Origin of the sequence: Xylanimonas oleitrophica (assembly GCF_003244315.1) — a bacterium.
In the GTDB taxonomy this organism is placed as follows: Bacteria; Actinomycetota; Actinomycetes; order Actinomycetales; family Cellulomonadaceae; genus Xylanimonas_A; species Xylanimonas_A oleitrophica.
In genome coordinates this window covers 573,526-596,460 of the sequence record NZ_QKWH01000001.1, presented here as the reverse complement: position 1 = coordinate 596,460, position 22,935 = coordinate 573,526, and the positions used below count along the sequence as shown (strand labels likewise).

Annotated in this window: 12 protein-coding genes; 8 read left to right on the top strand and 4 right to left on the bottom strand. The window is 75.0% G+C overall.

Annotated elements, in window-relative coordinates:
• Positions 1-40: 40 nt before the first annotated feature.
• Together DNL40_RS02940 and DNL40_RS02935 are read right to left on the bottom strand one after the other, a co-directional pair.
• Positions 41-6,085, bottom strand: a complete 6,045-nt coding sequence (locus DNL40_RS02940; protein WP_111249705.1) for a DUF5979 domain-containing protein — start codon at positions 6,083-6,085, stop codon at positions 41-43.
• 366 nt (positions 6,086-6,451) lie between these two features.
• Positions 6,452-13,714 (bottom strand): DUF5979 domain-containing protein, encoded by a 7,263-nt coding sequence (locus DNL40_RS02935; RefSeq protein ID WP_146252005.1) that lies wholly within the window; start codon positions 13,712-13,714, stop codon positions 6,452-6,454.
• Between the two features lie 150 nt (positions 13,715-13,864).
• Between DNL40_RS02935 and DNL40_RS02930 the strand changes: the two genes are divergently transcribed.
• Genes DNL40_RS02930 through DNL40_RS02920 form a run of 3 tightly spaced genes read left to right on the top strand, consistent with a single transcriptional unit; the run spans position 13,865 to position 17,399 of the window.
• On the top strand, positions 13,865-15,256 hold the full coding sequence (locus tag DNL40_RS02930) for a right-handed parallel beta-helix repeat-containing protein (RefSeq protein WP_218925978.1): 1,392 nt from the start codon (positions 13,865-13,867) through the stop codon (positions 15,254-15,256).
• A complete protein-coding gene (locus tag DNL40_RS02925; protein WP_111249703.1) occupies positions 15,253-16,122 on the top strand; it encodes a hypothetical protein in 870 nt (289 codons plus the stop codon). The genes DNL40_RS02930 and DNL40_RS02925 overlap by 4 nt, the downstream gene beginning before the upstream one ends.
• Complete coding sequence (locus DNL40_RS02920) at positions 16,119-17,399, top strand: Dyp-type peroxidase (RefSeq protein ID WP_218925977.1); 1,281 nt, start codon at positions 16,119-16,121, stop codon at positions 17,397-17,399. Before DNL40_RS02925 ends, DNL40_RS02920 begins: the two co-directional genes overlap by 4 nt.
• A gap of 15 nt (positions 17,400-17,414) precedes the next feature.
• Here the strand turns inward: DNL40_RS02920 and DNL40_RS02915 are convergent, their stop codons facing one another.
• Positions 17,415-17,876: a hypothetical protein gene (locus DNL40_RS02915; protein WP_111249702.1), complete on the bottom strand. Its 462-nt coding sequence runs from the start codon at positions 17,874-17,876 to the stop codon at positions 17,415-17,417.
• Between the two features lie 102 nt (positions 17,877-17,978).
• On the opposite strand from DNL40_RS02915, the gene DNL40_RS02910 reads away from it, so the two are divergent.
• Entirely contained in the window at positions 17,979-18,572 is a 594-nt protein-coding gene (locus tag DNL40_RS02910) for an HhH-GPD-type base excision DNA repair protein (protein WP_111249902.1), read from the top strand.
• Positions 18,573-18,646: 74 nt separating this feature from the next.
• On the top strand, positions 18,647-19,744 hold the full coding sequence (locus DNL40_RS02905; protein ID WP_111249701.1) for a glutathione S-transferase family protein: 1,098 nt from the start codon (positions 18,647-18,649) through the stop codon (positions 19,742-19,744).
• Here DNL40_RS02905 and DNL40_RS02900 read toward each other — a convergent pair.
• Entirely contained in the window at positions 19,732-20,949 is a 1,218-nt protein-coding gene (locus DNL40_RS02900; protein ID WP_425450752.1) for an FAD-dependent oxidoreductase, read from the bottom strand. The two genes, DNL40_RS02905 and DNL40_RS02900, sit on opposite strands and share 13 nt — an antisense overlap.
• A 203-nt stretch (positions 20,950-21,152) precedes the next feature.
• On the opposite strand from DNL40_RS02900, the gene DNL40_RS02895 reads away from it, so the two are divergent.
• The 3 genes from DNL40_RS02895 to DNL40_RS02885 all read left to right on the top strand — a co-directional run bounded on the left by DNL40_RS02895 (position 21,153) and on the right by DNL40_RS02885 (position 22,901).
• Positions 21,153-21,911 carry an SDR family oxidoreductase gene (locus DNL40_RS02895; protein ID WP_111249700.1) on the top strand — a complete coding sequence of 253 codons (759 nt, stop codon included), beginning with the start codon at positions 21,153-21,155 and terminating at the stop codon, positions 21,909-21,911.
• A 67-nt stretch (positions 21,912-21,978) separates the two neighbouring features.
• Entirely contained in the window at positions 21,979-22,527 is a 549-nt protein-coding gene (locus tag DNL40_RS02890) for a TIGR03668 family PPOX class F420-dependent oxidoreductase (RefSeq protein ID WP_111249699.1), read from the top strand.
• 104 nt (positions 22,528-22,631) lie between these two features.
• Positions 22,632-22,901 (top strand): hypothetical protein, encoded by a 270-nt coding sequence (locus DNL40_RS02885; RefSeq protein ID WP_111249698.1) that lies wholly within the window; start codon positions 22,632-22,634, stop codon positions 22,899-22,901.
• Positions 22,902-22,935 lie beyond the last annotated feature (34 nt).

The window sequence follows — 22,935 nt, the reverse complement described above, 5'->3', positions numbered from 1 at the left end:
GTCTCCGCCCTCCTGCCCAGCCCCACGGCCAGGCGCACGGTCAGCCGCCACGACCACCACGGCGTGTCGCCCGCGGCGCGGTCGCCCGCCGACGGGCCCGAGCGGCGAGCACCGCCGCCCCCAGCGCCACCAGCAGCAGGCCGAGGCCCGCGAGCACCCCGAGCGCGGCGCCGTCGGCTCCCGTGCGCGGCAGGTCCCGCAGCCACGGCCACCACGGCAGCCACGACGGGGCCGCACCCGGCGGGGCGGCTGCCGGCGGCTCGCCCGGCGGGGGCTGTGGTGGGACCGGCCCGGGCGGCGGCGGCCCGGGTGACGGTTCCGGCGGCGGGGGCCCAGGCGGCGGAGACGGCGGCGGGACGCTCCCCCGCACGTTCTCGACGTTGACCAGCACCGTGGTCCCCGGGCTGCCGATCGTCAGGGTGACGCTCTGCCCCTGGGCGTCCTGCCCCAGCACGGTCAGCACGGGCGCGCCCCACACGACCCCTGCGACCTCGGGCAGGTCCACCTCCGTGACGGTCACCTGCGTGCCGGTGGGCAGGTCCTCGGAGAGGAACACGTCCCCGACGGCGAACGTGGCCCGTCGCGGGTCGCCGTCGCCCACCACGTAGTCGACGGCGAACCGGGTGCCCTGCGGCACCGCGTCCTCGAGGTCGTCCGCGAGCGTCTTGCCCACCGCGAACGTGCCCACCTCCGGGTCCACCGGGGGTTCGGGGGGCGGCACCGGCTCGGCCGGGTTGGTCACCACGAGCCCCACCGAGACCCCGGCGCCCACGACGAAGGAGGCGACCTCGCGGGTCACCGGGTCCGTGGTGACGGAGATCTGCGGCGTGCCCCAGACGACCCCCTCGACCTCCGGCAGCACGGTCTCGCGCACGGTCACCGGGGTGCCGTAGGGCAGGTCGGGCGAGGTGGCCACCTCGCCGAGCGGCATGTCGAGCGTCTGCCACGGGCCGCCGTCGACGGAGTACTCGAGCACGAACACGGTGCCCGGGGGCACCAGCCCGGCGGCCGACCCGCTGACCACCTTCTGCGCCGTGAACGCGCCCGTGGTGCGCTGCGCGGTGTTCTCCAGGCCCACGGCCACGGTCACGCCGTCCTCGACCGTGAAGACGGCGGGGCCCTCGGCGGGCTCGCCGCCGACGGTGAGCACCGGGGTTCCCCACGTGACCCCCTCGACCACCGGCAGGGACCCCTCGGTCACCGAGACCTGCGTGCCGGCCGGCAGCGGCTCGGGCAGCGTCCACGTCTCCCCCACCGCGACGTCCGCGAACCGCGGGCCCAGCACGGTGCCGTCCGGCAGCGTGGCCGTGTGCTCGACGGTGAACGTGGTGCCGTCCGGCACCAGGGCGGCGCCGTCCCCCGTGAGCGTCTTGGTCACGGAGAAGCCGCCCACGGGCGGGACGTCGGCGGTGTTCGTCAGGGACACCGTCACCGGCGGCCCGCCCTGCCCCACGGTGAAGGAGGTCGGGTCCACCACGGGCTCGCCCCAGGCGACGCCCTCGACGACGGGCAGCGCCCCCTCGCGCACCAGCACCTGCGTGCCGGCCGGCAGCTCGGGCGACGTCGCCGTGCCGCCGGCGGTCACCGCGAGCCCCGACCACGTCTGGCCGCCGTCGAGCGAGTACTCGAGGACGAACTGCGTGCCGGGCGGCACCGCGTCCGCCGCCTCGCCGGTCACGGTCTTGGTCACCACGAAGGTGCCGGGCAGGGGCTCGGCGGTGTTGACCGCCGTGACCGCGACGCCCGGCGTGGTGCCGCCGGCCAGGGTGAAGCTCACCTCGGCGCCCGGCTGGGCCTGGCCGTCGAGCGTGAGCACGGGGGTGCCCCAGCCGACCCCCGGCACGCCGGGCAGGTCTCCCTCGCGCACGACGACGGTGGTGCCCGCGGGCACGTCCGCGACCGTGGTGGTCTCCCCCGGGGCGACCTCGACGGTGGTCCAGGACGCCCCGCCGTCGGACGAGTACTGGAGGGGGAACGTGGTGCCGGCGGGCACGTCGTCCGCGGCGTCGCCCTGGAGCGCCTTGCCGAGCGTGAAGCTGCCGGGGGCGGGCTCGGCCGTGTTGGTGACCAGCACCGACACGCCGGTGGCGGACCCGACGGTGAACGTGGCGGTGCCCCCCTCGGCCGGCACACCGTCGACTGCGAGCGCCGGGGCGCCCCAGACGACGCCGGGGACGTCCGGCAGCGCCGGCTCGCTGACGGTCACGGTGGCGCCGGCGGGCAGGTCGGGGGCGGAGACGGGCTGGCCGACCGGGACCTCGAGCGGCTGCGGCTCGCCGCCGTCGACCGTGTACTGGACGGTGAAGGTGGTGCCGGGGGGCACGAGGGGCGCCCCGCCGCCGGCCAGCTCCTTGAGCACGGTGAAGGTGCCGGGCGGCAGGTCGTCCGCCGTGTTCTCCAGCCCCACCTCGACCGTGGCGCCCGGTCCCACCAGGAACGAGGCGGTGCCGCCCTCGACGGGGGTGCCGCCGACGCTGAGCACCGGGGTGCCCCACTGCACGCCGTCGACCGGTGGTAGGTCGACCTCGCTGACGGTCACGACAGAGCCCGCGGGCAGCGGCGGGGAGACGAAGGGTTCGCCGACGCCGACGGTGGCGGTCTGCGGTGCTCCGCCGTCGACGGTGTAGACCAGGGTGAACTCGGTGCCGGGGGGCACCTGGCCAGCCTGGGGGCCCACGAGCGTCTTGGTCACGGTGAACTGCCCGGGGGCGGGCTCGGCGGTGTTCGCCAGGCCCACCTCGACGGTGGCTCCGCTGCCGACGGTCAGGGACGCGTAGCCCTCGCCGGTCACCGTGACCCCTTCGCCGGAGAACGCCGGCTCGCCCCAGACGACACCGGGGATCTCGGGCAGGGATCCCTCCCGCACGAGGACCTGCGTGCCGGCCGGCAGGTCCGGGGATGCGACGGGCACGCCGTCGGCCAGCACGGCGGCGGGCAGCGCCTGCCAGGTGGTGCCCCCGTCGGTGGAGTACTCGACGGGGACCACGGTGGTGGCCGGGACGGCGGCGGCCGCGCCGCCGGTCACCGTCTTGGCGACGGAGAACGCGCCGTCGGCCACCATCCGGTTGGTGATGGTCACGACCTGCGAGCTGGGCGCGGCGCCCGGGTCGGCGGGGCTGCCCGTCACCCGCACCGGGCCGGGCGGGCTCACCGTCACCTCCTCCACCCCGGCCGTGGTGACCTCGAGCGCCTCGACGACGGTGCCCAGCGGCAGGGAGGCGATCGTGTGCCCGTTCTCCTGACCCACCCCGACGGTGAACGCTGCGTCGGAGGGCGGCAGCACGAAGGCGGCACCTTCCTCGGGCGTCACGACGTCGAGCCCGCGGAAGTCGCTCGCGGCCACCTCGATGTCGAACTCGGCGGGGTCGGGTGCGCTGCCCCCGGCGGGGTCGATCTCCTTCACGACGGTCACGGAGACGTCGGCCACGAGGCCCGCGTCGATCGAGTGGTCGTTCTCGCCCGGGTTGCCGGCGGTGTAGACGTGCTCGCCGATCGCGGGGTCGTCCGGGTCGGGGACGGCGTTGGAGCCGAGCCGGTCCTGGTCGGCGTCCACGGAGAGCGTGCCGGGGTCGCCGGGGCCCTGGAGCGGTGGGGGCTGCGCCTCCACGGTGGTGAACGAGACCTCCTCCCACGGCACGGGCGGCAGGCGGTCGTCGTCGAGCACCAGCTGCCCCTCGGTGGGCTTGACGAACCGGACCGTGTACTCGCCGCCCCGCACGTCGAAGCCCTCGACGTGGTGGGGGTCCGGCACCTCGACCACGCCCGTCTCCGTGTGCACGTGGTAGGTGGCCCGGGAGGTGAAGTAGTACTCGCCGTTCGCGTCGGTGAGCTGCTCCCCCAGGACCTGCCCGTCCTGGACGAGCTGGACGAGGAACCCGGCGACGGGCGGCTCGTCGGCGTCCTGGACGCCGTCCTGGTCCGCGTCGAACCACACGCGGTTGCCGATCTCGATCTGCGGGAGGAGCGCCAGGGTGTCGAGCTCCCCGAGGCCGCCGCCCTTCTGGAAGTACGGCCCGGGCTCGTCGCACCGGAACTCCAGCGCCCCGTAGCAGTAGTCCAGGGTCTGCTCGAAGGCGCGGGTCGGCGCACCGGTGGGCCTGTCGAACCACATGACGCCCGCGACCCGGATCTGGTCCAGCGGGTCGAACGCCGTGGCGGCCACCTCCGTGGCTCCCGTGAACGTCTCCACGGCACCCAGCGCCACCTCCTGGTGGTTCTGGACGGCCTTGATGCCCGGGTCCCCGAGCGCCTGCTGGTCGTTGAAGTACTCCTGGTGGGTGCCCCCGGGGGTCCCCGGCCCCTGACCGAGGCCGCCGGCCGTCGAGCTCACCGTGACGGGCTCACCGCTCCACCCGACGCCGGTCACGGTGCCGTTCGACTCCAGGTCCCACCGGTCGGTGCCGTCGAAGCCGGCCATCAGCACGTCCCCGGAGGAGATCGACTCGAAGTGGTCCCCGGCGAGCATCTCGCCCGGCCCGGACAGGTGCGAGGCCTGCGACCGGTTCCCGGACTGCGTCTTCGTACGGTCCGCCAGGCCCACGACCATGAACCCGTTGGTGGTGAAGGTCATCGAGGCGACGATCGGCTGCGGGTAGGTCTGGGCGTTGCCCCAGTCGGTGGGGAAGCCCACGCTGCCGTCGGGGAAGCCGTTGCCGTTCTGGTCCCGGGTGTCCCACGCCCACACGTCGGTCCAGGCGTTCCAGCGCGCGATCTGGGGGTAGAGCCCGGCGTAGTAGCCCGCGGGCCGGTTGTTGCCCCAGCTCGCCATGGGGTTGCCCCGCGGGTAGCCCAGGTCGATCCCCGCCACGCCCTGGTCGTAGAGCACCTCCTGCAGCGGCCCGGTGGTCTCGACGTGGAAGCGCGAGACGTGTGCCCGCATGCCCTCGGCCGCGGCGGAAGCCCCCGGGGTGGTGCCGGTGTCCACCCAGCCCACGTACACCTGGTCCTGGTGCACCTCGATGCCCCACGGCACCTGGGTCTCGTCGAACCCGGTCTCGATCATGGTGACGTCGGCGACCGTGGGCACGTACGCCGGGTCGTCGATCGCGCCGGTGACGTCGATGCGGTACACGTTCCGGTCCTGCAGGTTGACCAGGAACAGGTAGGCGAAGTCGAGGTCCTCCCCGCTCCAGGAGGCGATGCCGCCGATGCCGACCCGGTTGGCGCGCTCGAACGCGTCGGTGTCCGGGTGCGGGAGCGTCGGGTCGGCGATGTCGCGGTCGGCCGTGCTGGGCACCTGCCCGACGTCGATCCCGATGCTCGTGACGTCGACCCAGGGCTCCATGCAGGGCGGTGCCGCCGGGTCGGAGCAGACCTCGGTGCTCAGCCCCTCGCGCAGCGTCCCGTCCTCCTGCAGGACGTCGGGCACCCGGTACAGGCCGCCGATCCCGAGCGGTCCCACCCCGGCCATGCGCTTGTAGGTGGCCGAGACCACGAGGTCGTTGAGCCCGCGCGAGTAGCGCGACCCCCACAGCGAGCCGGTGTCGCCGAAGCGGGCCAGGACGGTGCGCTCGGCGAACTTGGGGTCGGCGTCCGGGGAGTCGAGCCGCGTGGGCGCTCCCGGGTTGCTGTCGACGGACCACGGGTTGACGACGACGGAGGCGAGGTTGCTGGAGTAGGCGTTGTCGTAGGCGCCCGCCGACTGGATCACGGTGGTGGCGAGCAGGTTCTCGTTGTGGCTGTCCCTCGGGATCACCGCCGCGAAGTCGACCGACGTGTCGCCGCTGCGCACGAACTGCACGCTGGTGCGGTTCTGCGGTCCCTCGAACCAGGACTCGAAACCGGGCGGCAGGTCGGAGAACTCGACGCGCAGGTGGTCGCTGAACGCCTCGAAGGTGCCCTCCGTGACCGACCATGTCCCGTCCGGCTCGGTGAGCGTCTCGGTGGAGGCGCCGAGGGCGTCGGTCACGGTGACGGTGACCCCGGCGATGCCCATGTCCTGGTGGTGGTCGTCGACGGTGAAGGAGCCGTCGCCGTCGAAGTCGGCGAAGACGAGCCCTCCGACCACGACGTCGACCGCCTGGGCCGGCTGCGGGGCCACCACCGGGGCGGCCAGGGAGCCGGCCACGATCCCGAGGGCGGCCACGACGGCCGCCCTCCGCCGCAGCCAGCCGCGGCCGGCGCTGTGCCGGGGGACGTGCCGGGGGACGTGCCGGGGGACGTGACCAGAGCGACGGTCCGGGCTCTGACCAGAGCGGTGGCGAGCGGTCGTGGTGCCCATGGGGTGCTCCTCCGGGGCTCGTGCGGCGCGCCGCGCGTCGGGCTGCGGAGACGATCTGCGGAGACGATCCCGCCCGGCTCGGGAGGGTCGCGACGGCCGGGCGCACCCGGCGCTCTCTCCCGGCGCACCGCTGCGCCGGCGACGTGTCCCCCTGCGGACTGCCTCACCCAGCCTGCGCCCGCGGCGTGCGGGTCGCACCTCGGGCGGGCTGACCGCCCGAGGTGCGTGCCCTCACTCCTCGCCGGTGGGATCCGTGCCGCCACGTCGACGGCGCACGAGCACGGTGCCCAGCGTGACCGCCCCGGCCGCCAGGGCCAGCAGCAGCCCCACCCCCGAGGCACCGGTGACGGGCAGCCACGGGAAGGGCGGCCGCGCCGACGGCGGGGGCGCCGCTCCGGGCGGCGTCTCCCCCGGCGGGGTCTCCCCCGGCGGCAGGCCCGGTGGCGGGGGCGTCGCCGGCGGCGGGGCGGGCGGTGTCGGCGGTGCCGGCGGCGGTGTCGTCGGTGGTGGCGGGGTCGGCCCCGGCGGGTCCGGGGGCAGCTCGGCCGGGTTCGTGACCACCAGCGAGACCGAGGCGCCGTCGGCCGCGGCGAAGACGGCGAGCCCCGTGGCCGGGTCGTAGGTCACCCCCTCGCCCGCGATGGTCACCTGCCCCCACACGACACCGGGCACCTCGGGCAGCGGGGTGACCTCGCGCAGGCGCACCTCCGCGCCGTCGGGCAGCCCCGAGACCGTGACGGGCTCCCCGGAGGCGGGGACGCCCAGCACGGTCGGCCCCTCGCCGTCCACCAGGTACTCGAGCGGGAACACCTGGTCGTCGGGGACGGCGCCCGCGGCCCCGCCCGTCACCTGCTTGACGACGGTGAACGCGCCGGGAGCGAGCTGCGCGTGGTTGGTCACGACGACGCCGACGGTGGTCCCGGCGCCGATGGTGAACGTGACGGGTGGCGCGGCCGGTTCGCCGCCGTCCACGCTCACCGAGGGCACGTCCCACGTGACGCCGGGCACCAGCGGCAGCCGCGGCTCGGAGACCGTGACCTCGGCCCCGTAAGGCAGCTCGGGGGACATCCAGGGCTGACCCGCCACGACCTCCACGGTCTCGACGGGAGCGTCACCTACCGCGTACTGGATCGTGAACGTGGCGTCGTCGGGCACCAGGGCGGCCCCGTCGCCGTCGAGCACCTTGAGCACCGTGAACCGGCCGGGCTCGTGCCCGGCGTCGTTGGTCAGCACCACCTCGACCACGGCGCCCGCGCCGACGGTCAGGGTCGCCTGGCCGGTGGCCGGGTCGACGGTGACGCCGGTGCCGCTGAAGGCGGGCTCGCCCCAGGTGATGCCCGGCACGTCGGGCAGGTCGACCTCGGTGAGGGTCACGACGGTGCCGGCGGGCAGCTCGGCCGAGGTCCAGGGCTCGCCCACGGTCAGGGTCTGCTCCGCCTCGACCGTCTCGCCGTCCGCGCCGGTGTAGGTGTACCGGACGGTGAACGTCGTGCCGTCGGGGACCTCGCCGGCCGCGCCCCCGGTCAGCGCCTTCTCCACGGAGAACGTGCCGGGAGCCAGGTCGGCCGTGTTCGTGACCGTGAGGACCACGGTGGTCCCGGCGCCCACGGTGAACGACGCCTGGCCGGTGGCGGGGTCGTAGGTCACCCCGTCGCCCGAGATCGTCACGGCCCCCCACTCGACCTGGGGCAGGGCGGGCCGGTCCGCCGTCTCGCGCAGCAGCACCTGCGTCCCGGCCGGCAGGTCGGCCACCGTGACCGGGAGGCCGCTGCCCGGGCTGACGGTCAGCGGCGTCCACGTCTGACCGTCGTCCGTGGAGTACTCCACGGTGAACGTGACGGCGCTCGGCACGCCACCGGCGCCCTCGCCGTCCACCGCCTTGACGACGCCGAAGCCGCCCGGCGCCTGCTCGGCCGGGTTCGTCAGGGTCAGCTCGACCACGCCGGCCGCCCCCACGGTGAACGTGGCGTACCCGGTCGCCGCGTCGGTGGTGACGCCCTCCCCGGTGATGCTCGGCTCGCCGAAGACGACGCCAGGCACCGCGGGCAGCGGCCCCTCGCGCACCAGCACCTGGGTGCCGGCGGGCAGGTCCGCCGAGGTGGCGAGCGAGCCGAGCGGCACGGTCAGCCCGGCCCAGGTGTCCCCACCGTCGGTCGAGTACTCGAGCACGAACTCGGTGCCCGGGGGCACGTCGGCGGCGCCGCCGCCGGTCACCTCCTTGACCACCGTGAAGCGGCCGGGGGCCTCCTCGGCGGTGTTGCTGACGCCGACGGCCACGCCGGTGCCGGGCTGGACCACGAACGTGACCGGGTCGCCCGTCTGCGGCACGCCGTCGACCGAGATCACCGGCGCACCCCACACGACCCCGGCGACGTCCGGGAGCCCCACCTCGCTCACGGTCACCGTCGCACCGGCCGGGACGTCCGGGACCGTCACCGTGCCGCCGAACGGCACCTCGACCTGGACGGGCGCCCCGCCGTCGATCGTGTACTCGATCGTGAACGTCGCGTCGCCCGAGACCGCGCCGGCGGCCGGGCCCTGGACGTCCTTGCTGATCGTGAACGCGCCGGGCGCCGGCTGGGCGGTGTTGAGCAGGGAGATCACCGGCGACGGCTCGTCGCCGGGCCTGACGGTGATCGTGGCGGGAGAGGCGACCGGCTCGCCGTCGACGAAGAGCTGCGGCGGCCCCCACTCCACCCCGGCGACGCCGGGCAGCGGTTCCGCCTCCCGGACCATGATCTGGGTGCCCGGCTCGAACTCTCCCTCGGGGAACGCGACCTGTCCCCACGGGATCGGGAGCTGGACCCACTCGAGCGGCTCCTGCGGGTCCGGCGGCACCACGGCGTACTCGAGCACGAACGTCGGGGCGCTCTGCCCCACGACGCCCGCGGCCCCGCCGAGCACGATCTTGCGCACCGAGAACGTACCGGGCTCGGGCTCGGCGAGGTTCGTCAGGGTCACCGAGACGGTGACGCCCGGCTCCACCACGAACGTGGCCGAGCCCTGCTGCGGCGCACCGGCGCCCACGGTGAACGTGGGCGTGCCCCACACCACGCCGGGCAGCGCGGGCAGGGGGGTTCCCTCGCGCAGCTGCACCACCGTGCCGGCGGGCAGGTCGGCCACCCCGACGGGTGTCCCGTCTGCCGCGACCTCGAGCGGCAGCCACGTCTGCCCGCCGTCCGTCGAGTACTCGACCGGGAACACCGTCCCGGCCGGGACGTCGCCGGCGGCCCCGCCGGTCACCTCCTTGACCACCTCGAAGCCGCCGGGCGCCGGCTCCGCCACGTTCGTGACCGTCAGCACCACGCCCGTCTCGCCCGCGGTGACGGTGAACGACGCCTGGCCGGTGGCAGGGTCGTACGTGACGCCCTCGCCACCGATCGTCACGGCCCCCCACGTCACGCCCGGGGGCGGGGCGGGCAGCGCCTCGCGCACCAGCACCTGCGTGCCCACGGGCAGCGCCGGGGACGTGAACGGTGCCGGCGCCCCGTCGCCGTCGGCGTCGTACCCGATGACGAAGTCCACCCACGTGGCCCCGCCGTCGGTGGAGTACTGCATCGGGAAGGTGGCGCCGTCCGGCACCTGGCCGGCCGCCGCGCCGTCGACCGACTTGGTCACGGTGAACGTGCCGGCGGCGAGCCGGTTGGTGACGCGCACGGTGACGGGGGCGGCCACGGTGCCGCCGTCGACCAGCTCGACCGGCCCCTCGGGGGCGTAGGTGACCTCCTCGACGGCGTCGCTGGCCGCCTCGGTGACCTGCACCGTGGTCCCGAGCGGGAACCACGCCGTCAGGGGCTCGAACGTGCCGTCCGCCCCGGCGGTGACGGTCAGCACGCCGTCGGCGATGCCGTCCGGGTCGGCGGGCGTCACGAGGTCCGCGTTCTGCTCGAGCTGCGCCAGCTCCGCGAAGGTGAACGCTGCGTCCGGGTCGGGGGCGGCCGGACCGACCGGCAGACCCCGGAAGTCGACGGCGTCCAGGACGAGGTCGAACGTCGTCCCCGGGGCGGCGGGAGCGCCCGTCGGGTCGATGATCTTCTCGACCGTGAGGGGGGCGAACGCCAGGAAGCCCGCGTCGATGGAGTGGTCGTTCGCGCCGGGGCCACCGAGGGTGAACGCGAACTCGCCCGTGACCAGGTCCGCGTTGGAGTCCGTGCGCTCGGGGTCCACCGCGGGCGCGGGCGGCGGCGGATCCTCGGGCAGCACCGGCTCGGGACGCACGCTCACGCCGTCGGAGTTGTCCGTGGGGTCGCGGGGGTTGACCAGCACCTCGGGCGTCGCCTGCTCTGCCGTGAACGGCACCGCGGACCACGGAGCGGTCACCGTGGTGCCCCACAGGTCCACGGTCAGGGCACCGTCGTCGGGCCGCACGAACCGGACCGTGTAGTCCGCACCGTGCTCCATCGGCGCGAAGTGCTCGGGGTCGTCGTCGCGCGTGGAGAAGTAGTAGGTGCCGTCGTCGGCGGTGACCTGCGTGCCGATGACGGCGCCGTCGGCGTCGACGAGCTCGACCGTCACTCCCCCGACACCGGGCTCGTCGGCGCTCTGCTCGCCGTCCTGGTCCGCGTCGAACCAGACCCGGTTGCCGATCTCCACCGGCGCCGGCGGAGTCAGCGCGTCGAGGTCGCCCAGGCCGCCACCCTTCTGGAAGGAGCCGCTCGGCGTCACCGCCTGGCCCGGGTCGTCGGTGAGCTCGACCGCGCGCTCGGGCGTGCCGGCGTCCTCCGACAACCACATCAGGCCCTGGACACGGATGTTGACCAGGGGGTCGAACGCCGTCGTCGCCACCTGGGTGGCGCCCGGCGGGCGCAGCACCGCCCCGAGGGAGACCTCCTCGTGGTTGAGGGTGCCGCTGGCGCCGCGCGCCGAGGCGTCGAGCGCCTGGTCGTCGTCGTAGAACTCGTACCCGCCCGGCCCGGTGGAGTGGTGCTCCACGGAGGCGTCCCAGCGCTGGTTGTAGGTGCCGTCCAGGCCCCACGCCCGGGTGTACCCCTGGTTCTCCAGCACGTACGTCTGCTCGTGGGTGTCCCACCCGGCCACGAGCATGTCCCCGGAGGAGACCGTCTCGAAGTACGTCTCCGGCGACGACCCGCCGGGCTGGCCGACGTCGGCCGCCCACTGGATGTTCCCGCCCTGCAGCGAGGTGCGGTCGGTGAAGCCGAGGGTGACGTAGCCGTCCGGGTCGAAGGTGAACGAGGACAGCACGGCCTGCGGGTAGACCTGGACGTGGTGACCGGTGGACCAGCCGCTGCCCTGCCCCGCGTCGATGCCCACGGAGCCGTCCGGCCAGCCGTCGCCGTCGGCGTCGGCCGCGTCCCACGTCCACACGTCGGTCCACGTGTTCCAGTGGCGCGTCTGCGGGTTCTCGTCCGAGTAGCGGTCGCCCTGGTCACCCCAGTTGCCGATCGGGTTGCCGCGGGGGTAGCCCAGCGACATCTCCAGGACGGGCACCGGGGCACCGCCGTCGACGCCCACGGTGGCCATGACGGCCGTCATGGGCTCGTAGCTGTCGCACTCGGGCAGGCCCGGGTCCGGCGGCGGGGTGCCACCTGGTACCGGCGGCAGCCCGGGGTCGACCTGCGCGGCGCACGATCCGGGGGCGGTGCCCGTGTCGACCCAGCCCACGTGAACCTCGTCGTTCCACACCTCGACGGCCCACGGGCGCTGCTGCGGGCCCAGCCCGAGCGGGATCTGCAGCACGTCGGCCGCGGTGGGCGTGAACCCGGGGTCGTAGGCGGGGCTGCCCGGGTTCGTGGGCGAGATGTCGATCCGGTACAGGTTCTGGTCCGCGAGGTTCATCACGTACAGGTACGTGGTGAAGCCGTCCGTCCACGTGTCGATCCCGCCGATGCCCACCCGGGCCGCCCGGGCGAAGGCGTCCGGGTCGGCGACGCTGTCCGTGGGGGCGTCGATGCCGCGCGCCGCGTTCGAGGGCACGGAACCGACCGGGATCCCGACGTCGGTCAGGGAGAACCACGGCTCGACGTCGCCGCTGGGCCCGATGTCGTCGGCGATCTTGCCCGTGCCCGGAGCCAGGACGTCGGGGATGCGGAAGATCCCGCCGAGCGCACGCTCGGTGGAGCCGCCCCACCGGTGCTCGGCCAGCCCGGACAGGCGCTTGTACGCCGCGGAGACGAGGGCGGTGTTGCTCGTGCGCTCGTAGGCCACGCCCCACACGGACCCGACCTCGCCGAACGTCGCGATCTCGCGCGTCTCCTCCGGGGTGGTCACCTCGGTGGTGGGTGCCGCGGTGAACTGCGGTTCGCCGTCGTAGAATCCGCCGGGGACGAAGACGCCGCTGACGGTGCCCGGTGACGCCGGGCACCACGACGGGACGGGCACGCCGGTCGCCACGTAGGCGCCGGCGCGCGGGTTGCTGCTCTCGTCGACCGCGGTCTCGGGGTGGTCGGGCACCGTCTGGGGCTCGACGAGGCGCTGGGTGACGGTGATCGGGCCGGCCCAGCACCCCGCCCCGCTGCCGGGGTAGCGGATGTTGACGCTGCCGAAGGTCACGGGCTGGACCGTCTGCGTGGGACCCGTCGGCGCGAGCCCTCCGTAGACGGTGTTCTGGCTCCACGGGCCCATGTCCCAGACGCCGTTGCCGTTCTCGTCGATGAACGCGACGCTCGACGGCGGCTCGCCCTCGTCCCAGAACCCGTTGCCGTTGAGGTCCTGGTACCAGCGGTACTCGTTGCCGTCCGGGTCCAGGGGCGCGAACCTGTCGATGCCCTCGTCGTAGACGCCGTTCTGGTTGAGGTCCTGGTAGGAGTGGATCGCCTGCGAGGTGGTCCAGTCCGCCGAGACCAGCGCCGGCACGTCCGCGACCGACGGGTGGGCGGGCGAGCCGGCCGACTGGACGGCTGTGATGACGTCCAGCGGGTCCACCCGGTGCGCCTCGGGCCGCAGCAGCGCGTAGTCGACCGACTCGTCCCCGGCCTGCACGAACTGGACGGAGGTGCCGTTCTGCTGCCGGTCCGCGGCGAACCACGACTCGTGGTTGGCGGGTACCTCGGCGAACGTGACCCGCAGCTGCGCGGCGGGCTCTCCCTCCTTGACGAACGGGACGGCGCCGTCGTTCTGCGCCGCGAACTCGCCCTCGGTGATGGACCAGTCGCCGTCGGCGGTCCACGCCCACCCGCCGGGCTGCCCGTCCTGGCCCAGCACGAACTCCTGCGCGCGCACGCTGCGGGTGCTGGCCGAGCGGCCGAGGGCGTCGGTGACGGTGACGGTGACGCCGTCGACCCCGTGCTCGACGAACCCGCCCTGGGGGTCCTCGTCGTAGACGCCGTCGCCGTCGTAGTCCGCGAACACCCGGCCTGCGGCGATGACGTCCTCCGGCGCCGCGCTGGCGGGCGGGTCGGGCACGCCCGGCACCAGGGGCGCGACCACCATCCCGGCGGTCAGGGCCACGACGGCAGCGGAAGCAGCGGCCCCACGGCGCCCGGTGCGGCGCCGTCCGGCCGCGCGGTGGCGCGGAGCGAGCGGTGGCCTACCCATCGCGTGATTCTGAGCACAGCTGTGTGATGTACGCCGCTCGGGAGCGAGATCGGTTCGCCGAGCAACCGCTTCGCTCGTGAGCGGACCCGTGCGAGCGGCCGGGGGCCGCTCGGGGCGCTGGTGAGCGACCGCGCCGGTACGTTGGGTGACGTGCCCGGAAACCGCACCCGCCGCGCCTGGTTCCTCCCCCTGGCCGTGCTGCTCGCGCTCGCCGGCTGCACCGCACCGGGCAGCGGCCGCGAGGCGGCGCCCACCGCCGCGCCCTCCGGCTCCACCGCGCAGGGCACCGGCGGCGAGCCCCGTGTCATCCGCGTGCCGGCCGACGCCGCGACGATCCAGGAGGGCGTCGACGCCGCCGCCCCCGGCGACATGGTGCTGGTCTCCCCCGGCACCTACACCGAGCAGGTGCTGATCGAGACCGAGGACGTGACGCTGCGCGGCGCCGAGCGAGACGGCGTCGTCGTGGACGGCGAGGGGCTGCGCCCCTCCGGGGTCGTGGCCACGGCCGACGGCGTCCGGATCGAGAACCTCACCGTCCGGTACACGACCTTCTACGGGGTGCTGGTCACGGGGATGCGCGGGGCCGACGGCGAGCCCTCCGCCCACGGCGTCGACGGCTACGAGCGCCTCGACCCTCAGGAGCACCCGCCCGTGCAGCGGTTCGGCATCAGCCACGTCACCACCTACGGCAACGGGCTGTACGGCATCTACGCGTTCGACGCCCAGCACGGCTACGTGCGCGACAGCTACGCCTCCGGGTCGGCGGACTCGGGCATCTACGTGGGCCAGTGCCAGGACTGCGACGTGCTCGTCCAGGGGAACGTCGCCGAGCGCAACGCCGTGGGGTTCGAGAACGCCAACGCGTCGGACTCCGTGGTCGTGGTGGGCAACCGGTTCTCCGGCAACCGGGTGGGCATGACGCTGCTGAGCAACTACCAGGAGGCGTTCGTGCCGCAGCGCCGCAACACCGTGGTGGGCAACGTGGTGACCGCCAACGCCTCCGACACCTCGCCCGAGCACGCCGACGGCGGGTTCGGCATCGGCGTCGGCATCAGCGGCGGGCAGGCCAACGTGCTGCGTGCCAACCTCGTGGCCGGCAACCCCGTGGCGGGGGTGCTGCTGGCCAACGCCGAGGACCTCGCAGCCTCCGGCAACCGCCTCGAGGGCAACGCCTTCACGGCCCCGGGGGTCGGCGCCAACGGCGTGGACGTCGGCAACGTCTCCGCCGACCGGGCACCCGCCACGGGCAACTGCGTGCAGGGCTCCGACCCGGCACCGAGCTCCGCCCCCGCCGGCCTCCTCGCCGTCGGCTGCGACGACGCCACCGCCCTGCAGCCCGCCGTCACCGCGGACGGCCTGCCGGCCGCCACCGTGCCGCCGGGCACGAGCTTCCTCCAGGTGCCGGCGCCGCCGTCACAGCCGTCCATGACCGACGTCGAGACGCTGCCCGAGCGGCTCCCCGCCGCCGTGCGCATGCCGGTGCTCGACGACGTCACCGTGCCGGACGCTGGCCTCCTCGCCGAGCGGAGCGGGCTGTCGTGACGGCGGCCGCCTCGCGGTGGCGGGCCCGCCCCGCGGGGGCCGCCCCGCGGCCGCGAGCGCGCTCGCTCCTCGCCGCCGCCGTGGCAGCCGTGGCAGCCGTGCTCCTGGGCGCCTGCTCTCCCGCGGCGGACGGGCACGGCACCTCCGCGCCGTCGCCGTCCGCGAGCGCCCGCCCGGTCACGACCGAGGAGGCCGAGCGGCTGGCGGTGGTGCGGTTCCGCAACTACGACGCCGGGGCGCGGAAGGTCTCGGCGTCGTACACCGAGCAGGGCCACCAGGTCGGTCTCGAGGGCGTGTTCGACTACACGACGCACACGGGCGCCGTGTCGGTCACCACCGACGGCGCCGTCACGGACACGGTGGTGTGGGACGGCGGCCGGGTGGCGATCGCCCCGCGGCCTCTGCCCGACGGCCCCGACGGCCCCACACCACCGGCGTCGTTCGACGGGTGGACGGTGGCCCCCGCCGATCCCGGCGGCTCCTCGATGGGGTCGCTGCTCGCGGTGGTCGCCGCGCTCGGTGCCGACCGGCCCGAGAACCCGCTCCTGCTGCGCCAGGGTGGCGCGCTGTGGCTGCGCGAGGACACCGTGGCGGGGACCCCGGTCACCGTGTTCGCCGGGCCCGTGCGCCCCGGCGACGGCACAGACGGCACAGAGGGCCCGGAGGACGGCACCGCGGGGTCGCCGACCGGGTCCGTGGACCCGGAGGCGGCGGGGCTGCGCTACTGGGTGGACGAGCAGGGAAGGGCGCTGCGCGTCGAGGTGCGCCTGGGCTCCACGTGGGCACGGGTCGACCTTCGCGACACCGAGGCCCGCGTGGCTGCGCTGCCAGGGCCGACGGCCGGAGACGACGGGGCGGCGCCGTGACGACGGAGGGTCCCGAGCACCGCTCACCGCCCCTCCCGCCCAGGGACGCCGCCGACGTGCCGGCCTCGGGCGTGAGCCGTCGCGCGCTGCTGCTCGGCGCGGGCGGCCTCGTGGCGGGGATCGGCGGAGCGGCGGCGCTGCGCGGTCATCCGGGCTCTCCCGGGGCGGCGGGCACGCCGGCGAGCGAACCTCCACCGGCCGGCGGTGTGCCGGTCCCCGCCGACGGCGTGCACCAGGCCGGCGTGACGACGCCGGCCGCCCCGCAGCCGCACGGGCTCCTCGCCGTCTGGGACCTCGACGGCGCCACGGCGGCACAGACCGGCCGGGTGCTCGCGGCGCTCGGCGTGCGCATCCTGGCGCTGACCGACCCGGCGCGGCCCGAGACCGACGTCGTGCCGGACGGCCCCGGCGACCTCACCGTCACGGTGGGGGCGGGTCCGCGCCTGCTGTCCCTGCCAGGACTGCCGCGAGACCTGCCCGGAGCCGGGCCGATGCCCACCTTCGCGGGCGACGACCGCATCGACCCGCGCCGTCGTGACGGCGACCTGCTGGTGGCCCTGCACGCCACCGACCCCACCGTGCTGCCCCCGGTGCTCACGGCGCTGGAGCGGGCGGCGGACGCCGCGGTGCCGGGGCTGCGCACCACCCGGTGGGCCGAGCACTGCTTCCGCGCGCCCGGCGAGGGCACCGTCGCCCGCAGCCCCCTCGGCTATCTCGACGGGATCCAGGTGCCGCGCACCGAGGAGGAACTCGCGGCCGACGTGTGGGTCTCCGCCGCCGACCATCCCGCCGCTGCCGGCGGCACCGTCGTCGTGCTGCGCCGCCTGGTGCTCGACCTGGCCCGGTTCTCGGCGGAGACGCCGCAGCGGCGCGACGAGGTGGTGGGACGCCGCCGGTCCGACGGCGCACCCCTGTCCGGCGGCGTGCGTGACGACGAGGTGGACCTGCGGGCCAAGACCCCCGAGGGCGCCTACCTGACACCCGCGCGGTCCCACGCCCGTGCCGCGCACCCGTCGTTCACCGGCAGCGGGCTCATGCTGCGCCGGTCCTACGGGTTCGCCGCCCCCGCGACGGGCACCGACGGCGGCGGCGAGCAGGGGGTGTTCTTCATCAGCTTCCAGCGCACGCTGGAGACGTTCGTGCGCACCCAGCAGCGCCTCGACGAGGTGGACGACCTCATGGGGTACGTGACCCCGACGGCCAGCGGCAGCTTCCTGGTGCTGCCCGGGTTCGACGCGCAGAGCCCGCTCGGGTCCGGGATCTTCCCCACCGTGTGACGTCAGAGGTGACCGTCAGATGTCCGGCAGCACGCTGCGGTGGAGGGTGCCCACCAGGAACGCCCGCACCCGCAGCAGCTCCGTGGCCGCCGACGCCTTGACCCCCAGCGCGGCCGCCTCCCGCGCGTCGACGACGCGCACGTCGGTGACGTCGTAGTCCGTTCCCTGGCGCGTCAGGGTGAAGGCGCCCGCCGCGAGCGCGTTCTGCGCCCAGTCGGTGTCCTCGCCCCACGGCAGCGGCAGCGCCACGAGGATGTCCCGCACGCTCTTGGTCTGCACGGGCGTGCGCGGGGCCGCGGTGACGGTGGGGTCGAGCGGCGCCCGCGCCGCGAAAGCGACGACCGGCGTCTGGAACGCCCGGCCCGTCACCCGGCCCACGTGGTGCACCACCACCCACGGCGGCACCCGTCGGGCCAGCGGGACCACGTACGGGTTGATCCGCTGGAGGACGGGAGCGATGCGCGCGGGGACGGCCATGCGCCCATGCTGCCCGGGGCCGGGCCACCGCGCAGGGCGGCAGGGCGGCGTGGCGGGGCGTTCGCCCGGTCAGCCGTGCCGAGGTCGGCCAGAATGGTGCCCATGACCGGCACCCTGTGGCTCACCGGCGACGCCGAGGCCGACCAGCTCCTGACCGACGACCCGTTCGCGCTGCTGGTGGGCATGCTCCTCGACCAGCAGTACCCGATGGAGGCGGCGTTCGCGGGGCCGCGCAAGATCCTCGACCGGCTCGGGTCGATCGACCCGCACGCCGTCGCGGAGGCGGACCCGGACGAGTTCGTGGCCCTGGCCACCCAGACGCCGGCGATCCACCGGTACGGGCGGTCCATGGCCGGGCGCATCCAGGCGGTCGCACGCGCCGTCGTCGAGGAGTACGACGGCGACGTCACGCGGATCTGGACCGACCCGGGCGCCTCGGGCGAGGCTCCCACGGGCACCGAGGTGCTCCGCCGCCTGCACGCGCTGCCCGGGTTCGGCGAGCAGAAGGCGAAGATCTTCCTCGCCCTGCTGGGCAAGCAGCGAGGGGTGCGGCCGGCCGGGTGGCGCGAGGCGGCCGGCCACTACGGCGACGAAGGGTCGCACCGCTCGATCGCTGACGTCACCAGCCCGGAGAGCCTGGCCAAGGTGCGCGAGTTCAAGAAGGCGGCCAAGGCGGCGGCCAGAGCCAAGGCGTAGGAGCAGGGCGCCGGGGCCGAGGACGCGGGACGAGCAGCGGCTGCGAGCCCGCCGATCGCCCGTAGGGTTGAACCATGAACGGCGCCTCGACGAACGCTGAGCACCCGGAGCACACCCAGGGCGGTACGTACACCGTCAAGGGCAAGGAGTTCGTGCGGGACCAGAACTACATCACCACGCGCATCGTGCGCGGCGGCGGGAGTCCCGACGGCGGGCACGACCCCGAGACGGACACCTACCCCGTGGAGCCGGGGCGCTACCGGCTGGTGGCCGCCCGAGCGTGCCCGTGGGCGAACCGCTCGATCATCGTGCGGCGCCTGCTGGGGCTGGAGGACGCCATCAGCCTGGGCCTGCCCGGCCCCACCCACGACGCACGGAGCTGGACGTTCGACCTCGACCCGGGCGGCAAGGACCCGGTGCTCGGCATCGAGCGCCTCCAGGACGCCTACTTCGCGCGGCACCCCGACTACCCGCGCGGCATCACCGTGCCCGCGATCGTGGACACCCGTGACGGCGCGGTGGTGACCAACGACTTCGCCCAGATCACCCTCGACCTGTCCACCGAGTGGGCCGAGCACCACCGTCCGGGCGCCCCCCGCCTGCTGCCCACGGACCCGGACGAGCGGGCCGAGATGGAGTCGGTGATGCGCAAGGTGTTCACCGAGGTGAACAACGGCGTCTACCGCGCGGGTTTCGCGGGCTCCCAGGAGGCGTACGCCAAGGCCTACCACCGACTGTTCGACGCCCTCGACTGGCTGGAGGAGCGCCTGGCCACGCGCCGGTTCCTCATGGGCGAGCACATCACCGAGGCCGACGTGCGCCTGTTCACCACCCTGGTGCGGTTCGACGCCGTCTACCACGGGCACTTCAAGTGCAACCGGAACAAGCTCTCCGAGATGCCGCACCTGTGGGCCTACGCCCGCGACCTGTTCCAGACGCCCGGGTTCGGGGACACGGTGGACTTCGAGCAGATCAAGCAGCACTACTACGTGGTGCACAAGGACATCAACCCCACGCAGATCGTTCCCGCCGGCCCCGCCCTCGACGGGTGGCTCGAGCCGCACGGGCGCGAGGCGCTGGGCGAGGACCCGTGGGGCGGCGGCACGGCCCCCGGCCCCGTCCGTGACGGCGAGCAGGTCACGCCGGGGCACAACCCGCTCTACCCGGCCTGAGCGCTCGCCCCCTGCGCCACCGCGGCGACGCCGTCGAGGAACCGCACGATCGCGTTCACGGCGTCACGCCCCGCACGGTTGGCACCCACCGTGGACGACGACGGCCCGTAGCCCACCAGGTGCACGCGCGGCTCCCCCGCCACCTGGGTGCCCTCCATGCGGACGCCGCCACCGGGCTCGCGCAGGCCGAGCGGGCGCAGATGGTCCAGCGCCGCCCGGAACCCGGTGTTCCAGAAGATGACGTCCACGGGCAGCAGGGTGCCGTCCGCCTGCACCACGCCGTCGGGCTCGATGCGCGTGAACATGGGCCGCCGCACCAGCAGGCCCCGTTCCTCCAGCGACCGCACGTACGGCGCCCGGACCAGCCCGGTCGCGGAGACCACGCTCAGGGGCGGCAGCCCGGCCCGGACCCGCTCCTCCACGCGTGCGACGGCGTCGTGCCCCGCCCGGGCGTCGAACTCACCCTCGTGCCACACCGGCTCGCGGCGCGTGAACCAGAACGTCTCGCCCACGTGGCTGATCTCCTCCATGAGCTGGAGGGCGCTGATGCCACCGCCCACCACGGCCACGCGTCGTCCGGCAAAGTCCTCGGCACGCACGTAGCCGGCGGTGTGGAGCTGGCGGCCCCGGAACGTCTCCTGGCCCGGGTAGCGCGGCCAGAACGGCTTCGACCAGGTGCCGGTCGCGTTGACCAGGGCCCGGGCCCGCAAGGTGACCTCCGTGACCTCCGTGGCCTCCTCGCCTCCGGCCCGGGCCAGCACGGCGAGCAGGCCGCCGTCGGCACGCTCCACGCGCCGTACCCGCACCGGCCGCACCACCCCGAGCCCCAGCTCGTGCTCGTAGTCGGCGAAGTAGGCGGGCAGCACGTCCACGCTGGGTGCCTGCGGGTCGGCGGGCGGCTTGTCGACGCCGGGCAGGTCGTAGATGCCGTTGACCGTGCTCATCCGCAGCGAGCGCCAGCGGTGACGCCACGCACCACCCGGCCCGTCCTCGGCGTCGAGGACGACGAACGTGCGGGCAGGTGCCGGACTCGACCCTGCCGGCCCCGCCTCGCCGTCGGGCACCACGGCCGGGACGAACCCCCGACGCAGCAGGTGGTAGCCGGCCGACAGGCCGGCCTGGCCCGCCCCCACGACGACGACGTCCACCGCTGCGGGCAGGGAGAGCGCGCCTCGTGCCCCGCCGGCAGGCGGGGTGGCAGGCAGGGACGCGGACGGAGCGACAGGGTCGGTCACGTCCTCGGCAACCACGCCCGCGGTCCAGGTCTTCCGCCCTCCGCGCCGCCCTGCCCTCGCCACGGGGCAGGCGGCGTCGCCGTCGACCACCAGGCGGTTGTGGCACCCTGACGCCTGGCACACCCGCCCGGCACGTCCGGACCGACCGAGAGACCGACCGAGAGGCTGCACCCATGAGCGAACCGCAGGCACCGTTGCGCGCCCTGGTCACCGGAGCCTCCAGCGGCATCGGCGCCGCCACCGTCCGCCGGCTGCGCGCCGAGGGCTGGGACGTCGTCGCCTCGGCCCGCCGCGAGGACCGGCTGCGAGCCCTGGCCGAGGAGACCGGCGCCACCGCCGTCGTCGCGGACCAGACCGACCATGCCTCCATCGAGAGGCTGCGCGACACGGTGCTCGCGGACGGGCCGCTGCACCTGCTGGTCAACAACGCGGGCAACGCGTTCGGCCTCGAACCCGTCGAGACGGGTGACCTCGACAGGTGGCGGGCCATGTACGAGCTCAACGTGCTCGGCACCCTGCGGGTCACGCAGGCGTTCCTCCCGGCTCTGCGCGAGTCCGGGCGCGGCGACATCGTCACCATCACGTCCACCGCCGCGCACGGCACCTACCCCGGCGGGGCGGGGTACACCGCCTCCAAGCACGCCGAGCGCATGATCGTGAACACCCTGCGACTGGAGCTGGCCGGAGAACCCGTCCGCGTCATCGAGATCGCACCGGGGGCCGTCGAGACCGAGTTCTCCCTGGTGCGGTTCGACGGCGACGCCGAGAAGGCCGCCGCCGTGTACGCCGGCTACGAGCCGCTCGTGGCCGACGACGTCGCCGACGCCGTCGTGTGGGCCGCGACCCGCCCCCACCACGTCAACGTGGACTCACTGATCATCCGGCCCCGGGCCCAGGTGTCGAACACGCAGACCGCCCGCACGCAGCGCTGACCCCCCGCTGCCCCGCCGTCGGGCGCCCTGCCGGGTGAGAGGGGCGCACCTGCGCCACCATCGGGGGATGCGCCTGTCCCCCGCCGAGTGCCGCGAGCGCCTCGCCGCCGCCCGTCATGTGGTCCTGGCGACGGCGGGCGCCGACGGCACCCCCCACGTGGTCCCGATGACGTTCGCCGTGCTGCCGCCGCACGGCCCCGCCGGGGCGGGGCACGCCGCGATCGTGTCCGTGGTGGACCACAAGCCGAAGTCGACGACCGCACTGCGCCGCCTGCGCACCATCGCGCAGAACCCGCACGTGGCCGTGCTCGCCGACCGGTACGACGACGACTGGTCCCGGCTGTGGTGGGTGCGGGCCGACGGCGTGGCCCGAGTGGTGGCGGCACCCAGCCCGGGAGCCGACCTGCACGGTGACGACGACGGCGGGTGGTCGGTGGCCGTGGCCGCGCTCACCGAGCGCTACCCCCAGTACGCCCGGCACCGCCCCGACGGACCCATGATCCGCATCGAGGTGGAGCGCTGGTCCGGCTGGGCGTGGGGCGAGGGCCCCCTGCCCGGGCGCGAGACCGGGGACGAGCCCGACCAGGGACCCGGATGGGGCGACGACCCCACCTGACCCCACCTGACCGCGAGCGCCCCGCCGGCCGGTGCTGGCTCGTGTGCATGCACGGCGCCGCCCGTCTAGCCTCAAGGGAAAGTTGCCCGGACGAAAGGCGTCCCGTGACCTCGGATCCCCTGGGGCCCGACGAGGCCCGACGGTTCCTCGAGCTGCTCGGCTACGAGGCCGAGGTCGCGTGCTTCATCGACGCGCACACCACCACCCCGTGCGACGGACCCGTGGCATGGCGGGGCACGCCGTCCTGCTGCCAGCGGCCCGTGTTCGCCTGCCCGCACCACCACGACGTGGCCGTGCACGCCGTGAAGCTGCAGCAGGCCGTGGACCCGCGGTGCGGCGACCTCGTCGACGGCGTCGACTGGCGGCACGTGTGACCGCTCACCGCCGCTGACCGGCAGACTGAGCGCC

Bases quoted from the DNA above. Each gene is read 5' to 3' on its own strand.
- DNL40_RS02935 (WP_146252005.1), bottom strand. From the start codon at position 13,714: ATGGGTAGGCCACCGCTCGCTCCGCGCCACCGCGCGGCCGGACGGCGC.
- DNL40_RS02915 (WP_111249702.1), bottom strand. From the start codon at position 17,876: ATGGCCGTCCCCGCGCGCATCGCTCCCGTCCTCCAGCGGATCAACCCG.
- DNL40_RS02910 (WP_111249902.1), top strand. From the start codon at position 17,979: ATGACCGGCACCCTGTGGCTCACCGGCGACGCCGAGGCCGACCAGCTC.
- DNL40_RS02905 (WP_111249701.1), top strand. From the start codon at position 18,647: ATGAACGGCGCCTCGACGAACGCTGAGCACCCGGAGCACACCCAGGGC.
- DNL40_RS02895 (WP_111249700.1), top strand. From the start codon at position 21,153: ATGAGCGAACCGCAGGCACCGTTGCGCGCCCTGGTCACCGGAGCCTCC.
- DNL40_RS02890 (WP_111249699.1), top strand. From the start codon at position 21,979: ATGCGCCTGTCCCCCGCCGAGTGCCGCGAGCGCCTCGCCGCCGCCCGT.